Here is a 21,873-nt window from a genome sequence, read left to right as displayed (position 1 = left end):
AGGCTTTTCGCCCCACTTGATATTGGGTGCCGGTTACTTCCGTTCGGCCAGCACCCAGCGGACGCTCCACAGGCAGGCCACCAGGAAGACGGCGCCGCCCAGCCATTCGGCCGCCCCAGCGAAGCCGTCGCCCATGACCGCCAGCGGTTCCTGGTTGCCGGTCAGCGAGATGATGGCCGCCTGGGCCACGCCGAACAAGCTTTCACCCACGATCATGCCCGAGGCCAGCAGCATGGCGCGGCGCTGAGGCACGTCGGCGAACTTCGCGAAGGGTACACCGGCCGCCTTGGCCCGCTGGGCCAGCACGCGGTCGACGATATAGGCCAGCAGGGCGCCCAGGCTGACGGGCACGGTGACGGTCATGGGCAGGTAGATGCCCAGGGCCACGGCCAGCGGCGGCAGGCGGAAGCGGCGGGTGGTGGCCTTCAGCACCTCGTCCACCACCACCAGGCAGATGCCGACCACGGCGCCGATGCCCAGCATGGACCAGTCCAGCTTGCCGCTGAGGATGCCGGTGGCCAGGGTGGCCATCAGCGTCGCCTGCGGGGCGCCCAGGGTCTTGGCCGGGTCCATGCCCGGGTCCAGCGGCGCTCCGGCGAAGCCGTAGGCGTGCTGCAGCAGGTTCAGCACCGGCGGGATGACGGCGGCGCCGACGATGCAGCCCAGCACCAAGGCCACCTGCTGGCGCCAGGGCGTGGCACCCACCAGCTGGCCGGTCTTCAGGTCCTGCAGGTTGTCGTTGGCGATGGTGGCGATGGTCAGCACCACCGAGGTGGTGAACAGCGCCAGCGCCACGGCGGCGCCGCGGATGACCGGATCGGCCACCCCGTCCTTGCCCAGCAGGCAGACCAGCAGCAGGGACGAGGCGATGGCCGCCAGGATGCCGATGCTGGAAATGGGGCTGTTGGAACTGCCGATCAGGCCCGCCATGTAGCCCGAAGCGGCGGCGACGATGAAGCCCATGACGGCGGCGAAGACGACGCCGGCCAAGACCAGCACCACCAGGTGGGTGGACAGCGGCGTGCCCAGGATGAAGGAGATGAACAGGCCCGCCAGCGGCACCAGCAGCACGGCGGCGATGGCCATGACGTAGTGGAAGGGGATGTCCTGCTCCACCCGGGGGACGGAGTGGGCGTTGCCGGCGCGCACGGTCTTCATGGCGTTCAGCGAGGCGCGGATGCCGTCCGTCATCGGCTTGGCCAGGACGATCAGGGTCCAGATGGCGGCGGCGGCGATGGCGCCGGCACCGATCAGGCGGACCTGCTGGCGCCACACGACGCTGTTGGCGTACTTGATCAGGTCCATGCCGTCGACCGGCGGGTGCAGCCAGGTCAGGATGGGCACGGCGCCGAACCAGGCGATGGCCACGCCCACGAACATGGCGAAGCCCACGGTGGCGCCCACCAGGTAGCCGGCGCCCAGCAGGGCCATCGACAGACCGGTGCCCAGGCCCGTGACGGCGTTGCCGATGCGCAGGAAGCCCTGGAACTGCTCGGTGAAGAAGCGCATCGCCGTCATCAGGAAGAACCCGATGGAAACGAGGGTGCCGGCGATCACGTCGCGCAGGCCCGCACCCTTGGCGGCCTCGTCCGCGCCGGCCTCGCCGGCCGTGTCGGGGGACCCGACCTTCAGCACTTCCGCTGCGGCCACGCCCTCGGGGTAGGGCAGGTTGCCCTGCACCACCATGGCCCGGCGCAGGGGCACGGTGTACATGACGCCCAGGATGCCGCCCACGGCGCAGATGCCGGCGGACTGCCAGAAGGGGAATCCGGTCCAGTAGCCGACGATGACCAGGCCGGGCAGCACGAAGATGACGGACGACAGGGTGCCGGCGGATGAGGCCAGCGTCTGCACGAAGTTGTTTTCCTGGATGGTGCTGTCCTTGGCCAGGCGCAGCACCGCCATGGAGATGACCGCCGCCGGGATGGAGGAGGCGAAGGTCAGGCCCACCTTCAGGCCCAGGTAGACGTTGGCGGCGGTGAACACCACGGTGATCAGGGCACCCAGGATGATGCCGCGCAGGGTCAGTTCCCTAATCGAGCTGCGCGCGAACCGGGTCATCGGATGAAATCCGTCATATGTGAGGAATCCCCATCTGCGTCGTATCGACGTCGTCGTGTAGGCGCCGGCCGCTTTCGTGAGCCCCTTCAAGCGGGCGCCGGGCTGGATGGGCCGGGAGTTTAGCGGGCGCCCCCGGCCCCGTCGAGGCCAGCCGGACGGACCAGGCCAGAATCCGGGGCTTTCCCGCCAAAAAGCAACGGGGCCGGCACTGGGCCGACCCCGTTCCTTACTTTATTGCGCTTTTGGCGCGGTTCCCTCAGGCGCCGGGCGCCGCCATCCGGCGGCTTGGCTATCCTCGCTCCGCCCTCCGGTGCTCGCTGCGGAGCCAGCGGTCGCTGGCTGTCGGCATGAGACGCGTGGTCAGGGGCGCCTGGGAGATGGCATCAAGCCGGCTGGTTCAGGTACAGCAGCCAGGCCTTGGCCAGTTCGCCGACACCTTCCGGCGCGCTGGTCAATTCCTGGAAGGCCTTCTGGGCCTGGTCCTTCTGGCCGGCGTTCAGGTAGGCGACGGCCAGGTGCAGCTTGGCGTCGTTGGGGTTCTTCAGGCCGCCCTTGTCGATGCCCTTCTGGATCAGCTCAATGGCCTTGGTGTAGTTGCCGTAGCTGGCATAGGCCTCGCCCAGTTTCTCCAGCGGCAGGCCCGTGGGGGCCTTGGACACTTCGGCGACCTGCTTGTCGATGCCCTTCTGGTCCTCGGCCGCGGCCTTCGTCGCCTCGGCCAACATCTGCTTGGCGGTCGGGTTGCCGGCCAACTGGCTCTGGCCCTTTTCCAGGATGGCCTTGGCTTCGCCCGGCAAGGTGGCGCGGGTGGCCAGGTCGGCGTACTCCAGATACTCGTTGCTGCCCTTGATGGCGCCGACGCGCGCGCTCAGGCGGTACACGTCCAGGGCCAGGCGATCGGAGGCGGCGGGGCCGAGTTTGCGCGGCAGGAAGCCCAGGTAGTCGGCCCAGTAGTCCGGCTTCTGGTAGTGCTGCAGCAGAATGGCGATGTAATCGACGTAGCTGCCGTAATCCTTGCGCTGCGCGGCGCTGTCCACCAGCATCTGGTAGACCTGCTCCTGCGCCGGCTTGCCGGCCTTCTCATCAGCGTCGATGGCCTGCTTGCAGTTCGTGTCAGTCGCGGCCCAGTCCTTCAGCGACCAGGACGCCTGGCAGCGCAGGGTGTACATCTCCGGCGTGGCGCCGCCCTTCTGGATAACGGCGTCCGACTTCGCCAGGAACTTGGCGTAGTCCTTGTTCTGGTAATATAGCTGCGACAGGGTGCGCTCGCGCTTGGCTGCGTCCGCTTCGGGCAGCTGGTTGGTGGCCAGTTCGGCCTCCAGCGCGTCGATCAGGTGCGGCGTGTCGTTCAGGCCCAGGTAGGCCTGCACGCGCATCTCGGCGATGAAGAAATTCTCGTACGGCGTACGGTCGGCCTTGGCGGCCTCGGCCTGCGCGGTGGCGTCGATGATGGCCTGGTAGTTCTTCTCGTCCAGCGCCTTCTGGGCGGCCTGCAGCGACGGGGTCAGCTCCTTGCTGATCTGCTTTTCCGGCGGCGTGGCGTCGGCCTTGTCCTTGTCCTTGGCCTGGGCGGTCCCGATACCGGCAGCCAGCAGGGCACCCAGCATGAGGGGATAGAATTTGGCGCGCATTCGGTCCTCGTCGATGGCAATCACGTGATGGCCCGGTCCGGCGTCGCGTCGAAGGGGCCAAGGTCGACTTCGGGCAACCGTCTCCCCGCCGCCGCGATCCATCCCCGATGGGGACACCGCTGCCACGGAAGGATAGGGTTAATCCCTGGCGGGGCGACCCTGCGGGATGGAACGGGTGCTCGTCAACCCCTACACCCGTCTTCTGTCAAAAGCGAGGCGGCGCAAAAGGGCCAACTGCGACACGGGCGGCTTAGCCGAAAGTAAGGTCCAACAGGTACAGGGCGGCGCCGATCAGGGCGCCCAGCACCGTGCCGTTGATGCGGATGAACTGTAGATCCTTGCCCACGCCCTCTTCCAGGCGGCGGGCGAAATCGGCGGCGTCCTGCGCCTTCAAGGTGTCGGTGATGAAGCTGCGGATCGACACGCGCCAGCCCGGGATGGCGGCCAGGAAGGCCCCCTCGACCGCAGCGTCCAGCCGGGCGCGGGTGGCCGGTTGCTCCAACTCCTGCGCCAGCGACAACAACATGGCGTCCAGCGCGTCGCGCAGCACGCCGTTCGGCTTGGCCGCGTCCTCCAGCGCCGCCGACTTCAACCGGCCGATGAGGTGGTGCAGCAGCAGCCGCAAGGTTTTGATGTCCACGGCGTTGCGCAGCACCGACGCCAGCCGGTCCCCCAGCGGGTCGCCGTCCAGGATGCGGCCGGGGATTTCCGCCAGCCATTGTCGCAGGGCGTGACCGGCCTCGCTGTAGGGGCTGCGCAGGTCGAACAGGTGACCGGCCAGCGCATCCGTCACCTGGTCGGCCAGGCTGCGGTCCAGGGTACGCGGCATCCACCATTTTGACCGGGTGGCGACCGCGTCGCGGATGTGTGGCCGGCTGCCGTGGATCAGCACCACGCCGTAATCCGACACCTCCTGGATCAGGGCTTCGAACAGGGGACTGTTGATGGCGTCGCGCAGCAGGCGGGCGACCATGGGCCGCAGGTCCATGGCGCGCAGACCCTCCATCGCCGCCCGCGCCAGCGCCTCGCGCAGGGCCGCCTCCCGTCCGCGCGACAGCAGCCGTGGAAGGGAGGCCAGCGCCAGGTCCGCCAACTGGGCGCGGTTGGCGGGATCGGCCAGGGCGCGGGCAAGCTGGTCGGCGGCGTTGAGGCGCTGCACCTGGCCGCGCAGCCGGTCGGGGGCGAGGAATTCGCTGTCGATATAGGTTGCGATGCCGTCAGCAATGCGGTCGCGGTTCTGCGGCACCAGGGCGGTATGCGGCACCGGGACGCCCAGCGGATGGCGGAACAGGGCCGTGACGGCGAACCAGTCGGCCAGCCCGCCCACCAGTCCCGCTTCCCCCACGGCCCGCAGCAGACTCCAGAACCCGGGCCAAGGCCAGCCGATATAGTCGGGCAGCAGACGCGGCACCAGCCGGGCCGCCAGCCACAGGCAGGCGACGGTGCCGAGGTAGAGGCCGGCGATGCGCCGCCAGCGGCGCAGGGCGGCGGCGCGATCGCCGGCGGTGGCGGGGTCGAAGGGCAGGGGCAGGGAATGGTCAGGCATGGGCATCCCGAGAGGGTGTGACGGGCCTCATGATGACGGCGCCCGGCGGCCCTGTCCCGGACCATATGGCCCCGACGGGACGGAACCACCCGTGACGTCGAAACCGCGGCGCCGGCCAGTCGGTTCCCTGAAAGCCGCGGGTCGCGGCGATTGGCCGCCAGCCTCAGTCGGCGGCGGCGTCCTCTTCATGGAAGGGGAAGCCGCGCAGCGCGCCGTCCATATCGCCGCTGTCGGAATGGAAGCGATAGGTGCGGTCGGCCGGCGGGCTATAGCGGCCGGATTGCAGGCCGTCCAGGATGCGGGCGGATATCCAGCCCGACAGCAGGCTGGCGGGGCCGGCCAGCGCCCGGTCCGGATCTTTGAGATAGGCGCGATCGTACAGCGCGGCGCCGATGGCCGCCCCGTGGTGGGCCAGGAACTCCGCCAGCAGGTCGACGAATTCCACGGGCTCCAGCATGGGTTCCACCGTCCCGGCGGCGCGCGCCAGCACGGGGTACAGCAGGTGGGTGCGGTCGGCGAAGCGGCCGTCGCGCTCCACCCGGTCGGCGACCAGGTTCAGGTAGCGGCTGCGGGGGGCGGGCTGGCTACGCAAGGCCGCGTCCAGGATTTGGCGATGGTTCATGCGGTCGGGTTCAGGGCTGCAACTTTTCCTGGCGGACTAGCTTGCGGGCTTTCGGTCCGCCGGGCCATCTCTTTATGTGGCACCCGCCGACCGGGTTAACCAGGCCGTGGAGAAGACCGGTAGCCGCCGGCGCGCGGGCCCGTTCCGCCGACGGGACTGGATTTTGCCGCCATCAGCCAGTAGACCAATGGCCGACGGCCACCAATCGGGGCGGCTCCGATGTTCCGGCAACGACATCGGGCCAGCACTTCGGGAGACACCTTTTATGCGGAAGCTCATCGAGGGATTTCTGAATTTCCGCGCTAGCGCCCTTCCCGAATATGCCCGCCGCTTCCAATGGCTGGCCGAGGTCGGGCAGAACCCGCGCGCGGCCGTGGTCGCCTGCTGTGACAGCCGGGTGGACCCGCAGATGATCTTTTCGGCGGGGCCTGGCGACCTGTTCATCATCCGCAACGTCGCCAACCTGATCCCACCCTACCAGCCCAACAGCGATTTCCACGGCACCAGCGCCGCGCTGGAATTCGCCGTGCGCCAGCTGCGCGTGGGCGACATCATCGTCATGGGCCACACCCACTGCGGCGGTGTTAAGGCCCTGATGGCGGAGGGGGAGGCCGACGGCGACTTCATCGGCCATTGGATGTCCATCGCCAAGAGCGTGCGCGGCAAGGCGAACGACGTCGCCGATGCCGAGCGCGAGGTCATCCGCCTGACCATCGCCAACCTGCTTACCTTCCCCTGGATCAAGGCGGCGGTGGAGGCCGGCGGCCTGCGCCTGCACGGCTGCCTGTTCGACGTGGCCGACGCCGACCTGCTGCTGCTGAACCAGGCCACGGGCCAGTTCAAGTCGGTGCAGGAGGGCATCGAGGGTATTCCCCTCTAACCGGTACGCGACCGAAACGACAAAGGGCGCCCCTCGCCAGGGCGCCCTTTTTTATTCCTGGAGCCAACGGGCGGGGGCAAAGCCGCCCGGCGGTTGGGGCACCTAAACAGGCTGCGCCGGGCAGCCGATGAACCGGCTGCCGGCCGGCAGGTGTTCGCCCTTCATGGCCAGGGACAGGGGGCCCAGCTCGGAACCCCGGCCCAGCACGGAATCGTACAACACCACGGACCCGGCGCCGACATGGGCGCCGGCCTCGATGGTGACGGGGCCCAGCTTCATGACCCGGTCCTCGAACAGGTGGGTCTGCAGGGTGACGCCCGGGCCCATGGCGGCATCGTCGCCGATGTGGATCATGTCCAACTCGCACAGATAGGCCGTTTCCAGATAGACGCGGCGGCCCACCGTCGCACCCAGCAGGCGCATGTACAGCGGCAGGAAAGGCGTGCCCAGGAAGGGGCCCAGGACCCAGCCCGCGAGGGCGTCATACAGCGAGGTCACGAACTCGATGCGCCAGACGGCTGTGCTCCACAGCGGATGGATGCCGGGGCGGAAGCGGCCAATCACCCCCCACTTCACGCAGGCCAGCAGCAGGGCGGCGCTGATGCAGATGACCAGCGGGCCCAGGCCCAGCCACAGCAGGGCCAGCCACAGGCTGGAGACGGCCAGGGCATGGGCCGCCAGCCACAGGGCGCCCACGGTGGCGGTGCCGGTGATGGCGCCCTGCACCAGGATGCGCAGCGCCTCGATGACGGCGCGGGTGGCGATCAGGCGCGACGTGGGGGCGACGGTGTAGGCCTCGGAAATGCCTTCCACCTTCTGGCGCCGGGGCAGGCGCACCGGCGGCAGGCCCAGCCAGTCCGTCTGGCGGCCGGCGTCCGAGGGGGCGGTGGACAGCACGCCCACCAGGCAATTGTCCGGCAGATCGGCGCCGGCCGGCAGGAAGGCGGAATTGCCGACGAAGGTGTCATGGCCCACCCGGGTGGGCGCGAAGCGCACCAGCCCGCCGTGGATGGCGGGGCTGCCCACCAGCGAGGCGTCGGCCAGGAAGGCGCGGTCGCCCACCTCCAGCTGTTCCGGCACCACGTGGGCCACGGTCGATACCTCGCAGGCATGACCGATCTTGGCGCCCAGCAGGCGCAGCCAGGTGGCGGAAAACAGGCTGCCATAGACGGTGTACAGCTGCTCCACCGCCATGCGGTGCACGCGGTCGGCGAACCAGCGGTGGCATTCCACCATGCTGTCCAGGCGTACGCTGGCGCGCCCCACCACCGGCGGCACCAGGCGGCGGGCGCCCAGCAGCACCAGGGCGGTCCAGGGCATGCACACCGCCCCGCCGACCACGCCGGCCAGCACCAACAGCGGGCCCATGCGGGCGATGGGCAGCTCGGTGCCCAGCACCAGGGCGAAGGCGACGGCCAGGGGCAGCAGGGTCAGGAAGCGCACCAGGCTGAGCCCGGCCAGGCCCAGCAGGTAGCGGCCGGCGCGGGGACGCAAGGGCCCATCCGCCCGGCCCACCATCCAGTCCGGCCGCGACGACGGCGCGGCGGGAGAGCCCGCCCACACCGCGTCCGCCGGCACCACGGCCCCGTCGATCAGGCAGCTGCGCGCGTCCAGGCCGGCCCCGGCCTCCAGCGCGCTGCCCAGGCCGACGATGGACGCGGCGCCCACCGTGGCGTTCGAGCCGATGGCCACGGTGCCGATCTCGATATGGCCGGCGCGCACATGGTGGGTCAGCAGCAGCGTGTCCTCGCCCACCGTGGCGTGGTCGCCGATGGTGATCAGGTCCCACAGCATGCCGCCGTGGCATCCCAGGAAGCTGCCATGGCCAATACGCCCGCCCATGGCGCGGGCGTACAGCCGCATGAGCGGCGTGCCGGCGATCCAGGACATGGGCAGGGCGGCCTCGATATGGCTGACCGTCCACCAACGCCAATGCCACAGGCCCCACAGGCGGTGACGTCCGGGGCGCACGCGGCCCAGCAACAGCCATTTGGCGGCGATGGACAGGGCGAAGGATACCGGCAGGGCGGCGATGGACAGCCCGGCCATGATGACGAAGGACAGCGGACTCAGCCGCCCGGTCATGCCGTGGTGGACCAGCACGCCCAGCATGACCAGCATGGGCAGGCCGCCCAGCGCCGTCACCAGCGGCAGGGTCAGCGCCTGGGCCAGGCCGAAGGCCAGGTGGCGGCGGGTGCTGGCGCGCCGTGTCTCGCTGGTGATCTTGGGCGTCGGCGGCGCCGCCAGGACCTGGGCCAGGCTCCGCACGGTGGGGTTCAGGTACAGGGCGCGAACGGTGGCGCCGGGGTGACGCTGACGCAGGCGGGAGATGGCCGAGGCCGCGGCCAGCGAATGGCCGCCCAGGTCCATGAAGAAGTCGGCGTCGCGGGCACGGATGGGCCGGCCCAGCGCCTGGGCGAAGGCGTCGGCCACCTCTTCCTCCGCCTCGCCCTGGGGCGGGTCGCCGATGTCCTCCGGCACGTCGCGGGGCGTGGGTTCCGGCAGTTCGCGCCGGTCGATCTTGCCGCCCACGGTGCGGGTCATGGCCGGCACCTTCACCAGGAAGCTGGGGCGCATGTAGGCGGGGACGGACGCGGCGACGTGGGCGGCGATGGTGTTGCGGTCCGCCGTGCCGACGTACCAGATGACGATGCTGTCGACACCGGCCACGGGGCGCACGGCGGCGGCGGCCAGCTGCACGCCGGGGCAGCCGGCGGCGATGGCCTCGATCTCGCCCAGCTCGATGCGGAAGCCGCGCAGCTTCACCTGGTTGTCCACCCGGCCCAGGAAATCGACGCGGCCATCGATCAGGGGCCGGCCCAGGTCGCCGGTGGCGTAGAGCCGCTGTCCGGCGGCGTCCACCTTGAAGCGCTTGGCCGTTTCCTCCGGCCGGTTCAGGTAACCGTCGGCCAGGGCCGGGCCGCCGATATGGATCTCCCCCGTCTCGCCCACCGGCACCGGCAGGCCGTCCGGGCCCAGCACCAGCACCCGGTAGCCGGGCAGTCCCCGGCCGATGGTCACCGGCTGGCCGGCGCGGGCCTCATCGGCCGTCGCCACCACCGAGGCCTCGGTGGGCCCGTAGGTGTTCAGCATGCGCCGGCCCGGCGCCCAACGGTCGACCAGGGCGGCGGAACAGGTCTCACCCCCCACCACCAGCAGGCGGACATCGGGCAGATCCTCATCGATCAGGCCCAGCAGGGTGGGGACGGTGGAGAAGAAGGTGGCGCGGCGGCAGCGCAACTCGCTGGCCAGCAGCTGCGGGTCGCGCATCACCAGGCCCGAGGCCGGCAGCAGGCAGGCGCCCGCGGCCACGGCCAGCCACACCTCTTCCACGGAGGCGTCGAAGGCCAGCGAGAAGCCCTGCCATACCCGGTCCGTCTCGGCCAGCTGATAGACCTGCGAGGCGCCGCGCACATAGGTCATGACGGCGCCGTGCGACAGCACGACACCCTTGGGCAGGCCGGTCGTGCCGGAGGTGAAGATGAGATAGCAGGTGTCGGCCGGCGTGGCCGGCAACACCGCGTCCGGCAAGCCATGGGCCGAGACGATGGGGTCGTCCAGCAGGGCTGTGCCGATCAGGTCTTCCGGCGCCACCGAGGCGACGCCGGGCACGGCGAAGTCGCCGGCGGCATCGACCATCAGCACGCTATCGGATTGTTCCGCGATGCTGGCCACCCGAGCGGCGGGCCAGCTGGCGTCGATGGGAATATAGGCGGCGCGGCGCAACAGGATGCCGAACAGGCAGGCGTATAATTCCGCAGTGCCACGGCCGCGCAGCATGATTCGGGCGCCGGGGCCCACGCCCCGGGCGGCCAGGGTGGCGGCGACACGGCGAGCCCATTCGCCCATGTCGCCCCAGGTCAGCATGAAACCGTCGCCGGTTTCCACCGCTGGCAAGGCCGGCGTGGCGGCGACGCGCGCCAGGAACAGCGCCGCCAGCGTCTGGGCGCCGGCCAGGCCGTGATGCGGGCCGCCCGGCTGCTGGCCGGGCCCCTCCGCCTCCATCCGTTCGGCGATCAACGAACCGCTGAGCATCAACGTCCCACCCTTGAGCCCCGGGGGCGAGGAGCCGCCCGCCCGGGGGAACCCGGTATACGCCGGTAAAGGTCCACATTCCCATGACCGTTTTCATCCCCTACGTAGGGATGGGCACCCCGAATTCGTGTGAGCGCAGGGGACCTCGGTACCGGTCCGAACCTATCCGATACACACCTGTTGTAGATGGCTGATCGACCCCCCATGTCAAGCGGTTGGCCTCTGGACCCAGGGTCGCATACAAAATAAAGGGGGGCGAGGGGGAAAGCCTACTTCCCTGGAGGTACCGGTCCAGGCCTTCCGGAACGCCACGTAAAGCTCCGTTACAAAACGATACAAAGAGCGGCTTTTCCCGTAACACAACCCTCTGTAGGTTCAGCCTCGAAACAGGCGGACCTGCGGAGATTAGGCTTTTGGTCAGATCTTCCGCTGTAAATCAGGCGTTGTCCGCCACCACGGTCGCGGGGGCCGTGGGTTCGCTGGCAGGCACGCCCCTTTTGGGTTTCCCCAAAAGCGCTGGTCCGTGCCCGCACGAGCCCTTGCTTCCATCGTCCGTGCCACCGCCAATCCCGACATCCCAACGCGGCAGCGGTTTGGGTGCCGGCTGGACAAAAGGCTAAAGACGATGACCATCCATTCCGCTGAACTTCCGGCCGACCGGACCGACCTGGGCGCTTATGCACCGGCGGGGGCCCCTGGCCGCCTGCGGGGCCGGTCGGGGCTCAAGCGCTACCGCTGGTGGTTGCTGGCCGGGGGTGTCGTCGTCCTGGGCGCCATCGCGGCCGCCGTCCTCATGCGCTCGGGCGCCAAGCCGGCGGCCCCGGCCGCCGCGCCCGCCAAGGTGTCCGCCCTGCCGGTGACGGTGGCGCCGGTCGTCGTGGCTCCCGTTACCCGCACCCTGCTGGTCACCGGTTCGCTGGCCGCCTTCGATGACCTGCCCATCGGCACGGAAACGTCGGGCCTGGCCCTGGCCGAGGTGCTGGTCGACATCGGCGACACGGTGAAGAAGGGCCAGCTGCTGGCCCGCTTCAACGACAGCGTGCTGCGCGCCGACCTGGCCGAGAAGGAGGCGTTGCTGACCGAGGCCAAGGGCAACGTGGTCGAGGCCGACGCTAACTACGCCCGCGCCCAGGACCTGGTGCGCACCGGCGCCATGAGTGCGCGTGACCTGGACAACCGCCGGGCCCTGGCCGTCAGCATGCGCGCCCGCGTCGGCGTGGCCGAAGCCAACCGCGACCTGTCGATCGCCCGGCTGAAGCAGTCCGAGGTGCGCGCACCTGCCGACGGCACCATCACCGCCCGCACCGCCCGCATCGGCGCGGTGCTGTCCGCCGGCGGGACCGAGCTGTTCCGCATGATCCGCGAGAACCGCGTGGAGCTGGTGGCCGAGGTGCCCGAGAACGACATGATGGTGGCCAAGGCCGGTCAGACGGTGAACGTCACCATCGATGGCGACAACATGTCCCACCACTACGTCGGCACCATCCGCGTGGTGGAGCCGACGGTGGACAACAAGACCCGCCTGGGCCGCCTGCGCATCGACCTGGAACGGAACCCCGACCTGCGCCCCGGCATGTTCGTCACCGGCCGCGTGGCCGTGGGCCAGGCCGACGGCCTGGTGGTGCCGGAAGCCGCCATCGTCTATCGCGAGGTGCGGCCGGTCGTGTTCGTGGTGGACCAGGAAAACAAGGTCACCGCCCGCAGCGTGACCACCGGCGCCCGGCAGGATGGCAACATCGCCATCGTGTCCGGCGTGAAGGCGGGCGAGAAGGTGGTGCTGTCCGGGGCCGGCTATCTGAAGGACGGCGACGTGGTCACCGTGGTCGACAAGGCTGTGGAAGGCGCGGTCAAGCCGCTGCCGGTGCAGCAGTAAACCGGGAAAAGGGGGCCCCATCATGAGCAGCGGCAATATCTCCGCGGTCGCCATCCGCCATCCCATCCCGCCCATCGTCCTGTTCATCGTCCTGATCATCGCCGGCATCGTCGCCTATTTCAGTCTGGACGTGACCGGCAGCCCGGATCTCGATTTCCCCGTGGTCACCGTGACGGTCAGCCGTCCGGGTGCCGCGCCATCGGAGATGGAAGTCCAGGTGACCAAGCTGGTCGAGGATGCGGTGTCCAACATTGTGGGCCTGGACCACGTGTCGTCCGACATCACCGACGGCCTGTCCAACACGGTGCTGGAATTCAAGATCGGCTATGACACCGATCGCGCCGTGAACGACGTGCGCAACGCCGTGGCCCGCATCCGCGCCAACCTGCCGTCCGACATCTATGAGCCGCAGGTGGAACGCCAGGACGTTACGGGCGACGAAATCCTGACCTACGCCGTCTCCTCCGACACCCGGTCGGTGGAAGAGCTGTCATGGCTGATCGATAACGACATCAGCCGCGCCATCACCCATGTCTCCGGCGTGGGCGCGACGGATCGCTTCGGCGGCCTGGACCGCGAAATCCGCATCAACCTGGATCCCAACCGCCTGATGGCGCGGGGCATCACGGCGGACGAGGTCAATTCCCAGCTGCGGGCGCTGAACGTCGACCTGCCGGGCGGGCGTGGTGCCGTCGGGACCAAGGAACAGTCCATCCGCACCCTGGGCTCCGCCCGGACGGTGGAGGATCTGGCCAACACCGAGATCACCATCCCGGTCTACTTCGGGACCTTCGCCGGCTCCGCCGCCAAGGTCCGCCTGAGCGACCTGGGCACCGTGACCGACGGCACGTCGGAGATGCGCTACATCTCCCGCTATGACGGCCATCCCACGGTGGGTTTCAGCATCCGCCGCGCCCCCCACTCCTCGGAAGTAACCATCGCCAAGGGCGTGGACGAGGAAATCGACCGGCTCAGCAAGCAGTATCCCGACGTCCACTTCAACCTGATCTTCGACAACGTCAAGTACACCAAGCAGAGCTTCGCCGGTTCGGTGGAGGCCCTGGTCCTGGGCTCCTTCCTGGCGGTGCTGGTGGTGTGGTGGTTCCTGCGTGACGGCCGCGCGACCTTCATCTCGGCCGTGGCCATGCCGCTGTCGACCATCCCGACCTTCCTGGCCATGAAGTGGTTCGGGTTCTCGCTCAACGGCATCACCCTGCTGGCCCTGTCGCTGGTGGTTGGCATCCTGGTCGACGATGCGATCGTGGAGATCGAGAACATCGTCCGACACATCCGCATGGGCAAACGCCCCTTCCAGGCGGCCCTGGAGGCGGCGGACGAGATCGGCCTGGCGGTGGTCGCCACCACCATGACCATCGTCGTCGTGTTCCTGCCCGTGTCCTTCATGTCCGGCATCGTCGGCCAGTACTTCAAGTCCTTCGGCGTGACCGTGGCCGTGGCCGTGCTGTTCTCGCTGCTGGTGGCCCGTCTGATCACGCCCTTGATGGCCGCCTACATGCTGAAGCCGGCGCAGCCCGACCACCATAACGAGGGCGGCCGGTGGATGCGGCAGTACAGCCGGCTTCTGGGGTGGAGCATGAACCACCGCTGGCTGACCGTGCTGGCCGGCATCGGCATCTTCGCGGTGTCGCTGTTCATGGCCGCCATGCTGCCCTCCGGCTTCGTGCCGCCCAGCGACAACGGCCTGTCCACGGTGCAGGTCATCCTGCCCCCGGGCGCCACCCTGGCCGAGACCGACGCCACCACCCAGATGGTGGGCAACATCCTGGCCAAGCGGCCCGAGGTGCTGCACGTCTGGACCCGTGCCGGCCGCAACAACCAGCTGCGCAACGGTGCCGTCACCGCCATCCTGAAGCCCAAGTCCGAGCGCATGAGCAAGCAGGACTTCGAGGCAGCCGTGACGCCGGAACTGAACCGCGTGCCGGGTGCCCACATCGGCTTCAACTCGTCCATCGGCTGGGGCGCCAAGGACATCAGCGTCCTGCTGACCAGCAACGACGGCCCGGCGTTGGAACGCTTCTCCAACCAGGTGCTGGACGAGATGCGGCAGCAGCCCTTCCTGGCCAACGTCACCTCCACTGCGGCCCTGTTGCGTCCTGAAATCCAGATCCGTCCCTTCTTCGACCGCGCGGCGGAGCAGGGGGTGTCCGTGGCCGCCATCGGCCAGGTGGCCAAGATCGCCACCCTGGGCGACCTGGACACCAGCGTGGCCAAGTTCAACCTGGGTGACCGCCAGGTGCCCATCCGGGTGCAGATCGATCCCAAGTACCGCGCCGACATGGACGTGGTGGAGAACCTGCGCGTCCGCACCTCCGCCGGTGACCTGCTGCCGCTGCGCGCCGTCGCCAGCATCGGCATGGGCGCCGGTGCCGTGGAGATCGAACGCTTCGACCGGGCCCGCAAGATCGCGGTCGAGGCCGACCTGCGCGGCATCGAGGTGGGCGAGGCCATGAAGAAGATCAATGAGCTTCCCTCCATGGCCCACATGCCGCCCGGCATCTCCAAGCCCGCCTATGGGCAGACGCAGGAGATGCAGAACATGATGATCGGCTTCGCCATCGCGCTGGCCACCGCCTTCCTGCTGATCCTGGCGGTGCTGGTCCTGCTGTTCCGCAACTTCTTCCAGCCGCTGACCATCATGACCGCCCTTCCGCTCAGCTTCGGCGGCGCCTTCGCGGCCCTGCTGATCGGCCACATGTCGCTCTCCCTGCCGGCCCTCATCGGCATCCTGATGCTGATGGGCATCGTGACGAAGAACTCCATCCTGCTGGTGGAATACGCCATCGTCTCGATGCGCGACCGGGGCATGAGCCGGCGCGAGGCCCTGCTGGACGCCGGCGCCAAGCGCGCCCGCCCCATCATCATGACCACCATCGCCATGGTGGCGGGCATGGTTCCCATCGCCATCGGCGTGGGCAACGACAGCTCCTTCCAGCAGCCGATGGCGACGGCCGTGATCGGCGGCCTGATCACCTCGACCCTGCTGTCCCTGGTGTTCGTGCCGGCGGTGTTCACCATCGTGGACGACATCAACAAGTGGCTGACGCCCAAGTTCGGCCGCTTCATCACCCCGAAGGAAGGGCCCGCCCAGGCCGTCCCCCTGCATCCGGTGGTGAAGAGCGCCGAGTAAGCGCCGGCCGTTCAAGCGATATGCGGGCGGGTCCCTTCGGGGGCCCGCCCGTCTGTTTTTGGTCAGTTGCCCAGCAGACCCGCCCCCAGGTTGACGCCCAGGGCGAGGATGGCGGTGTTGAAGATGAAGGACAGCAGGCTGTGGGCCAGCACGGCGCGGCGGATGGCGGGCCCTTGCGTCGTCACGTCCGACACCTGGGCCGTCATGCCGATGGTGAAGGCGAAGTACAGGAATTCCCAATAATCGGGCTGCTTGCAGCCGGGGAAGTCGATGCCCTTGCCCTCCAGCCAATAGGAATGGGCGTAGTGCTGGGCGAAGATGACATGGACGAAGCTCCACGAGCAGAAGACGGTGGCGCCACCCAGGGCGGCGCTGGCCGCCGCATGGGCCGTGCCCTTGGCGTCCGCCACCTCCATGACGATGGCGGCCAGGGACGCCAGCGCCGCCGTGCTGGTGACCAGCAGGATCACCCACTTGCCTGATTCCAGCTCGCGGGCGCGGGCGCGGATGCTGTCCAGGTTGGCGCGGCCGAAATGGATCAGCACCAGGGCGATATAGAGGATGATGCCGGCGCACCAGCCGATCAGCACGGCGCTGACGGGCGCCGTCGCGCGCGACGCGGCCAGGCCCACGGCGACGCTGAACGCCAGGCCGATGTACAGGCTGGGGTGGTGGCGGAAGGGCTGCAGCGGATTGAAAACGGCCATGGACGACGGCCCCGGCGATCTGGGGAAGGGAAGTCCAGCGTTAAGCCGCTGGCCCACGCGGGGCAAGAGGACAAGAGGAAAGGCCGGCCCGGCGTTTCGACCGAGGGAATAAGCCGCGGGTGAAAGGCGGTGCGGGGGCGCCTTATCGCCATTTCACCCCGTTTCACCACCCGCTATGGCCTTTGGCCTACCGGGGCAAGGTCGAATGGCGGGCCGTACCGACAACGCGCCTGTTGCAATACCGTCCAAAACATCGTCCTCTGGCGCCCTGACTGGCCGGATGTCCATCTATACGGGCGCCGGTCCTCCTGGTTTCTTGCCGTTATTATCTATCGGGGTGGAGGCCCCGCTGCCCATGGTGCGTAGCTTCGCCGCGGCCCTCGCTTTGGCTGTCTTCCTGCCCGCCGCCGCCACAGCTTCCCCCCAAGAGCGCGCGCCGGCGCCGCCGCCGACCGCCCCGGCCCAGCCGGCGAAGCCCGGCCTTGGCACGCCTCCTGGTGTGCCCGCGGGCACGCCCCCTGCGGGGGCGACTCAGGCGCCGGCCGATACGGGCCCCTTCGGCCTGACGGGGCTGGAGGTGAACGCCGAGCGGGACGATCCCGAGGCCTGCTTCACCTTCAACCGGCCCCTGGCCAAGGCGCGCGCCGGCCTGCAGGACCCCTACGCCGGCAAGGTCGAGGTGCTGGCCAAGAACGCCGGCCCCGCCGCCGGGACCGACCCTGGCACGCCCATACAGAAGCCGGTGGTGGTGCGCGACCGCACCCTGTGCGTCCAGAAGCTGGAGCACGGCCACCACTACACCGTGACCCTGAAGGCCGGCCTGCCCGCGGCCGGCGGGGCGGAGACCCTGTCCGCCCCGCAGTCGCGCGAGATCGAGGTACTGAACCGCCGGCCGGTGCTGTCCTTCCGCAGCGGCGGCTACATCCTGCCGCGCATCGGCCGCGACGGCCTGCCCCTGCGCACCATCAACGTGGACCGCGCCCGCCTGCAGGTGCTGCACATCAAGGACCGTTCCTTGGTGGAGCAGATTTATTACGGCCGCCTGAACCAGACGCTGAATGACCTGGACGTCGGCTCCCTGGTGGAAAAGAACGGGGAGCTGGTGTGGCGCGGTGAGATGGCCGTTGGCGCCAAGCGCAATCAGGCGCAGGTGACGCCTTTCCCCATCGATGCCGTCCTGGGCCAGCTGAAGCCGGGCGTCTACGTGGCGGTGGCGGAGGATGCCGGCGCCAAGACCGCCGGCTGGGAAGGCCGCGCCACCCAGTGGTTCATCGTCTCCGACCTGGGCCTGACCACCCTGTCGGGCAGCAACGGCCTGCTGGTCTACGTCCATTCCCTGCGCACGGCGACACCGCTGGCGGGGGTGGAGGTGCGCGTGGCCGCCCGCGACAACAAGGAACTGGGCAAGGTGCTGACCGGTGCCGACGGCGCCGCCCGCTTCGACCCGGCTTCCGGTGCGGCCAAGGGGCAGGCCCTGTTCGCGAGCACCAAGGACGGCGACTTCAGCTTCCTGGACCTGTCTGCGTCCGGCCTAGACCTTGCCGCGCGCGGTGCCGCCGGCCGGCCCTCCCCCGGGGCGCTGGACGCCTACGTCTTCGCCGAGCGGGGCATCTACCGCCCGGGCGAGGTGGTGCACGTCACCACCCTGCTGCGTGATGCCGCCGGCCTGGCGGTGGCGGGCCGTCCGCTGACCCTGAAGGTGCAGCGGCCCGACGGGCTGGAGATTGAGCGCTTCAGCTTGGCCGACCGGGGCATGGGGGGGTACGCCGCCACCGTAGACCTGCCGGGCAACGCCGCCACCGGCACCTGGACCGTGACCGCCCACGCCGACCCCGACGGCCCGGCCGTGGGCACCTTGCGCTTCCAGGTGGCCGACTTCGTGCCGCCGCGCGTGAACCTGGACCTGACCGCCGACCAGTCCCGTGTGGGACCGGACGGCGCGCTGACGCTGGACATCACCGGCCGTACGCCCAGCGGCGCCCCGGCGGCCAACCTGGCCGGCACCCTGTCGGTGACCCTGCGTCCGGCGGCGGATCCTTTCCCCGAGCTCAAGGGCCCGCAGTTCCAGGGCTATCGCTACGGCCTGGCGCAGGAGGATGCGGTCCCGCGGCAGGAGACGCTGCCCGGCTTCGCCACCGACGCCAATGGCGTGGCCAGCGTGGCCGTGTCGCTGAAGGGCAAGCTGGACGGCTCCCGCCCGCTGGAGGCTGTGGTCCACGCCGCGCTGTTCGACGTGGGCGGCGGCACGACGGGCCACGACCTGGTGGTGCCGGTGGAACGCCACCCCTACACCATCGGCATCCGTCCCCGTTTCAACGACGACGCCGTGCCGGAGGGGGCGACCGCCGCCTTCGACGTCATCGCCGTGTCGCCGGACGGCAAGCCCTTGGACAAGGGCCAATTGTCCTACGACCTCTATGAGGAACGCCTGGATTACGTCTGGTTCGAGGCCAACGGTAGCTGGGACTACAAGCCCCAGGTGCACGACCAGAAGGTGACGGGCGGCACGCTGGCGGCCAGCGCCAAGGCGCCGGCGGGTGTCGAGGTGCCCGTGTCCTCCGGCCGCTACCGGCTGGAGGTATACGACCCGGCCACCGGTGTGGCGGGCAGCGTGCGCTTCGCCGCCGGTTCCTGGGTCAGTGCGCGGTTGGGTGAGACGCCGGACGCGGTGGAGGTGACGGTGAAGGGGGCCGTGGGCGGGGGCCCGCTGGCGCCCGGGGGCAAGGCCGCCGTCTTCGTGCGCCCGCCCTACCGCAGCACCGTGCTGATCACCCTGGCCGACCGCGCCGTGCGCCAGACCCTGACTCGTGAGATCGGGGCTGAGGGCGCCCTGGTGGAAATCCCGGTCGATGCGGACATCGGTGGCGGCGCCTACGTCATTGCCAACGCCTTCGCCCCGGTGGAGGCCGGCCGCCGCTCGCTGCCGCGCCGCGCCGTGGGTGTGGACTATCTGCCGGTGGCCATGGCCGGCCACACGCTGACGCCCAAGGTGGACGGCCCGGCGGAGGCCAAGCCACGCCAGACCGTCCACATTCCCATCCAGGTGCCGGGCGTGGCAGCGGGCCAGGGCGTGCACCTGGTGCTGGCCGCCGTCGACCAGGGCGTGCTGGACCTTACGGGCTACAAAACGCCCGACCCCGAGGCCTGGTTCTTCGGCCAGCGCCAGCTGGGCGTGGACATCCATGACGTCTACGGCCGCCTGACGGCGCCCCATGGTGCCGCCGGGGCCGCGCCGCCGGCGCCGGTCCCGACCTCTGACGCCGTGCCGCCGCGCGGCGCCCCGGTGGTGGCGCTCTATTCCGGCATCCTGCCCGTGGGCAATGACGGCAAGGTGCAGGTGCCGCTGGCCCTGCCGGACTTCCAGGGCCGTCTGCGCCTGATGGCCACCGTCTGGTCCGCCGGCGCGGTGGGCCACGCCGACCGGGTGCTGTCGGTGCGTGACCCGGTGCAGGCCGACATGGCGCTGCCCCGCTTCCTGGCGCCGGACGACACGGCCCGCCTGGCCCTGACCTTGAACAATGTCAGCGGCACGCGCGGCAGCTACACCGTCACCCTGCAGGCCGAGGGCCCGCTGTCCTTCCCCGTCGACACCGCCAACCGTGGCGTGGGCGCCAAGAAGCGCAAGGGCAAGGACGTGGTGCGGCCGGAACCGCGCGAGATCGTCGTCGTCTTCCACGGCCTGGCCAAGGGCGGCAAGGTCACCCTGAATCGCGTGGTGAAGGGGGTGGCCGTGGGCTCCGGGCGCCTGCTGATGACGGTAAAGGGGCCGGAGGGCGTGGTCCTGACCCGCGAGTTCGCCGTGCCGGTGCGGGGCAACCTGCCCGTGGTCACCCGGCACCAGACGGTGGATATCCGCCCCGCCACGACCGTCCAGGTTTCGGCCGAGTCGGCCCAAGGCCTGCGCCCGGAAACCGCGGTATCGGGCCTGGCGCTCAGCCCCCTGCCGGAGCTGGACGTGCCCGGCCTGCTGATGACCCTGGACCGCAACCCTTACGGCTCGTCGGAACAGATCGCCAGCCGTGCCCTGCCATTGCTCTATCTGGGCGACGCCGGCAAGGCGTTGGGGCTCTACACCGACGCCACCTTGCGGGAACGCATCGACCGCGCCATCGACAAGCTGCTGACCCTGGAACGGGCGGATGGCGGCTTCGCCCTATGGTCGGCCGACGGCGCGGCGGAGCCCTGGCTGTCCGCCTATGTCATGGACTTTCTGACCCGGGCGCGCGACGCCGGGCATGCCGTGCCGGACGCGCCCTACCGCAAGGGCCTGGACTGGCTTGTGCGCAGCATCGGCAACAGCTGGGTGGAGCCGGCGGACCTGCCGGCCCGCGCCTATGGTCTGGCCGTGGTTGCCAAGGCCAAGGCGGTGGACGCCACGCCGGTCCGTTATTTCTATGAAACGTTCTGGGATAAGCTGCCCACCCGCCTGGCCCGCGCCCATGTCGCGGCCGCCCTGGCCGCCGTGGGCCTGCCCCAGGCCCAGGACGCCTATAACCGCGTGGATGGCCTGCGCATCACGCTGCCGGGCATGCGCGACTTCGGTTCCGACCTGCGGGACCGGGCTGCCAGCCTGGCGCTGCTGGCCGAGGGGAACGCCCCGCTGGACCGCGTGACCGCCCAGGCCAGGGAAGTGCAGGGTCTGCTGCGTGAGCCGGCGCTGATCAGCAGCCAGGAACGCGCCTGGCTGCTGGTGGCTAGCCGTGGCCTGATGCAGCGCTCCGGTTCCATGACGCTGGGCTTGGCCGGCCAGGCGGCGGCCGAGACCCGGCCGCTGGTCCGCCGGCTGGAGATCGGCGGCCGCCCCCTGGCCGTCCACAATGGCGGCCAAGCGCCGATACAACGCACGGTTGCTGTTGCCGGCATTCCCCTGGCGGAAGGCCCGGCCACGGCGACCCCCGCCGGGAACGGCCAGGGCTATACCATTGAACGACGCCTGCTGGACCTGAAGGGGCATCCGGTGGACCTGGCGCGCATCCACCAGAACGATCTGCTGGCCGTGGTGCTGTCCGGCAAGGTGGAGGGCACGGCGCCCACCCAGGTGCTGGTCAGCGACCCGGTGGCCGCTGGCCTCGCCATCGAGACGGTGCGCATCGCCCGGGGCGGCCTGCCGCCCGAGCTGGCAGGCGCCGTGGGCGACCTCAGCGACGCCACCCATGTGGAAGCGCGGGAGGACCGCTACGTCGCCGCCGTGGATCTGGCCGGCGACCGCCGCGAATTCCGCCTGGTCTACCTGGTGCGGGCCGTCCTGCCCGGCACCTACTCCCTGGCGCCGTCGCAGGTGGAGGAATGGACCTCCCCCAACCACCAGGCCATCGGCACCGCCGGCAGCATTAGTATCTTGCCGTAGCCGGGCCCATAGGCGATTGCGGT

10 protein-coding genes are annotated in these 21,873 nt (G+C 69.8%); 4 read left to right on the top strand and 6 right to left on the bottom strand.

Annotated elements, in window-relative coordinates; all coding sequences use genetic code 11:
- Positions 1 to 33: 33 nt before the first annotated feature.
- From FBZ87_RS26455 to FBZ87_RS26440, 4 genes are all read right to left on the bottom strand, one after another.
- Positions 34 to 2,061, bottom strand: a complete 2,028-nt coding sequence (locus FBZ87_RS26455) for an OPT family oligopeptide transporter (RefSeq protein WP_145613579.1) — start codon at positions 2,059 to 2,061, stop codon at positions 34 to 36.
- Between the two features lie 383 nt (positions 2,062 to 2,444).
- Positions 2,445 to 3,692, bottom strand: a complete 1,248-nt coding sequence (locus tag FBZ87_RS26450; protein ID WP_145613578.1) for a tetratricopeptide repeat protein — start codon at positions 3,690 to 3,692, stop codon at positions 2,445 to 2,447.
- Positions 3,693 to 3,942: 250 nt separating this feature from the next.
- Positions 3,943 to 5,238: a DUF445 domain-containing protein gene (locus FBZ87_RS26445; protein ID WP_186454999.1), complete on the bottom strand. Its 1,296-nt coding sequence runs from the start codon at positions 5,236 to 5,238 to the stop codon at positions 3,943 to 3,945.
- Between the two features lie 163 nt (positions 5,239 to 5,401).
- The gene (locus FBZ87_RS26440; RefSeq protein WP_145613576.1) at positions 5,402 to 5,860 is read right to left on the bottom strand and encodes a hypothetical protein; all 459 of its coding nucleotides are present in this window, start codon (positions 5,858 to 5,860) and stop codon (positions 5,402 to 5,404) included.
- A 265-nt stretch (positions 5,861 to 6,125) separates the two neighbouring features.
- Here FBZ87_RS26440 and FBZ87_RS26435 point away from each other — a divergent pair, with 265 nt between their 5' ends.
- Complete coding sequence (locus FBZ87_RS26435; protein ID WP_145613575.1) at positions 6,126 to 6,740, top strand: carbonic anhydrase; 615 nt, start codon at positions 6,126 to 6,128, stop codon at positions 6,738 to 6,740.
- A gap of 102 nt (positions 6,741 to 6,842) precedes the next feature.
- Here the strand turns inward: FBZ87_RS26435 and FBZ87_RS26430 are convergent, their stop codons facing one another.
- Positions 6,843 to 10,775, bottom strand: coding sequence for a Pls/PosA family non-ribosomal peptide synthetase (locus FBZ87_RS26430; RefSeq protein ID WP_145613574.1), 3,933 nt, complete (start codon positions 10,773 to 10,775; stop codon positions 6,843 to 6,845).
- 625 nt (positions 10,776 to 11,400) lie between these two features.
- Here FBZ87_RS26430 and FBZ87_RS26425 point away from each other — a divergent pair.
- Both FBZ87_RS26425 and FBZ87_RS26420 read left to right on the top strand, forming a co-directional pair.
- Complete coding sequence (locus FBZ87_RS26425) at positions 11,401 to 12,648, top strand: efflux RND transporter periplasmic adaptor subunit (RefSeq protein ID WP_145613573.1); 1,248 nt, start codon at positions 11,401 to 11,403, stop codon at positions 12,646 to 12,648.
- A gap of 22 nt (positions 12,649 to 12,670) precedes the next feature.
- Complete coding sequence (locus tag FBZ87_RS26420) at positions 12,671 to 15,796, top strand: efflux RND transporter permease subunit (protein ID WP_246134616.1); 3,126 nt, start codon at positions 12,671 to 12,673, stop codon at positions 15,794 to 15,796.
- A 62-nt stretch (positions 15,797 to 15,858) separates the two neighbouring features.
- On the opposite strand, the gene FBZ87_RS26415 is transcribed toward FBZ87_RS26420, so the two are convergent.
- On the bottom strand, positions 15,859 to 16,503 hold the full coding sequence (locus tag FBZ87_RS26415; protein ID WP_145613572.1) for a DUF1345 domain-containing protein: 645 nt from the start codon (positions 16,501 to 16,503) through the stop codon (positions 15,859 to 15,861).
- A gap of 355 nt (positions 16,504 to 16,858) precedes the next feature.
- On the opposite strand from FBZ87_RS26415, the gene FBZ87_RS26405 reads away from it, so the two are divergent.
- Positions 16,859 to 21,850 (top strand): alpha-2-macroglobulin family protein, encoded by a 4,992-nt coding sequence (locus tag FBZ87_RS26405; protein WP_186454998.1) that lies wholly within the window; start codon positions 16,859 to 16,861, stop codon positions 21,848 to 21,850.
- Positions 21,851 to 21,873 lie beyond the last annotated feature (23 nt).

This window comes from Nitrospirillum amazonense (assembly GCF_007828035.1).
Lineage (GTDB): Bacteria > Pseudomonadota > Alphaproteobacteria > Azospirillales > Azospirillaceae > Nitrospirillum > Nitrospirillum amazonense.
The sequence above is the reverse complement of the archived record's forward strand: the minus strand, read 5'-3'. Positions and strand labels throughout refer to the sequence as shown.

Excerpts from the sequence above, each read along its gene's own strand:
- FBZ87_RS26455 (WP_145613579.1), bottom strand. The coding sequence starts at position 2,061 with ATGACCCGGTTCGCGCGCAGCTCGATTAGGGAACTGACCCTGCGCGGC.
- FBZ87_RS26450 (WP_145613578.1), bottom strand. The coding sequence starts at position 3,692 with ATGCGCGCCAAATTCTATCCCCTCATGCTGGGTGCCCTGCTGGCTGCC.
- FBZ87_RS26445 (WP_186454999.1), bottom strand. The coding sequence starts at position 5,238 with ATGCCTGACCATTCCCTGCCCCTGCCCTTCGACCCCGCCACCGCCGGC.
- FBZ87_RS26440 (WP_145613576.1), bottom strand. The coding sequence starts at position 5,860 with ATGAACCATCGCCAAATCCTGGACGCGGCCTTGCGTAGCCAGCCCGCC.
- FBZ87_RS26435 (WP_145613575.1), top strand. The coding sequence starts at position 6,126 with ATGCGGAAGCTCATCGAGGGATTTCTGAATTTCCGCGCTAGCGCCCTT.
- FBZ87_RS26430 (WP_145613574.1), bottom strand. The coding sequence starts at position 10,775 with ATGCTCAGCGGTTCGTTGATCGCCGAACGGATGGAGGCGGAGGGGCCC.
- FBZ87_RS26425 (WP_145613573.1), top strand. The coding sequence starts at position 11,401 with ATGACCATCCATTCCGCTGAACTTCCGGCCGACCGGACCGACCTGGGC.
- FBZ87_RS26420 (WP_246134616.1), top strand. The coding sequence starts at position 12,671 with ATGAGCAGCGGCAATATCTCCGCGGTCGCCATCCGCCATCCCATCCCG.
- FBZ87_RS26415 (WP_145613572.1), bottom strand. The coding sequence starts at position 16,503 with ATGGCCGTTTTCAATCCGCTGCAGCCCTTCCGCCACCACCCCAGCCTG.
- FBZ87_RS26405 (WP_186454998.1), top strand. The coding sequence starts at position 16,859 with ATGGTGCGTAGCTTCGCCGCGGCCCTCGCTTTGGCTGTCTTCCTGCCC.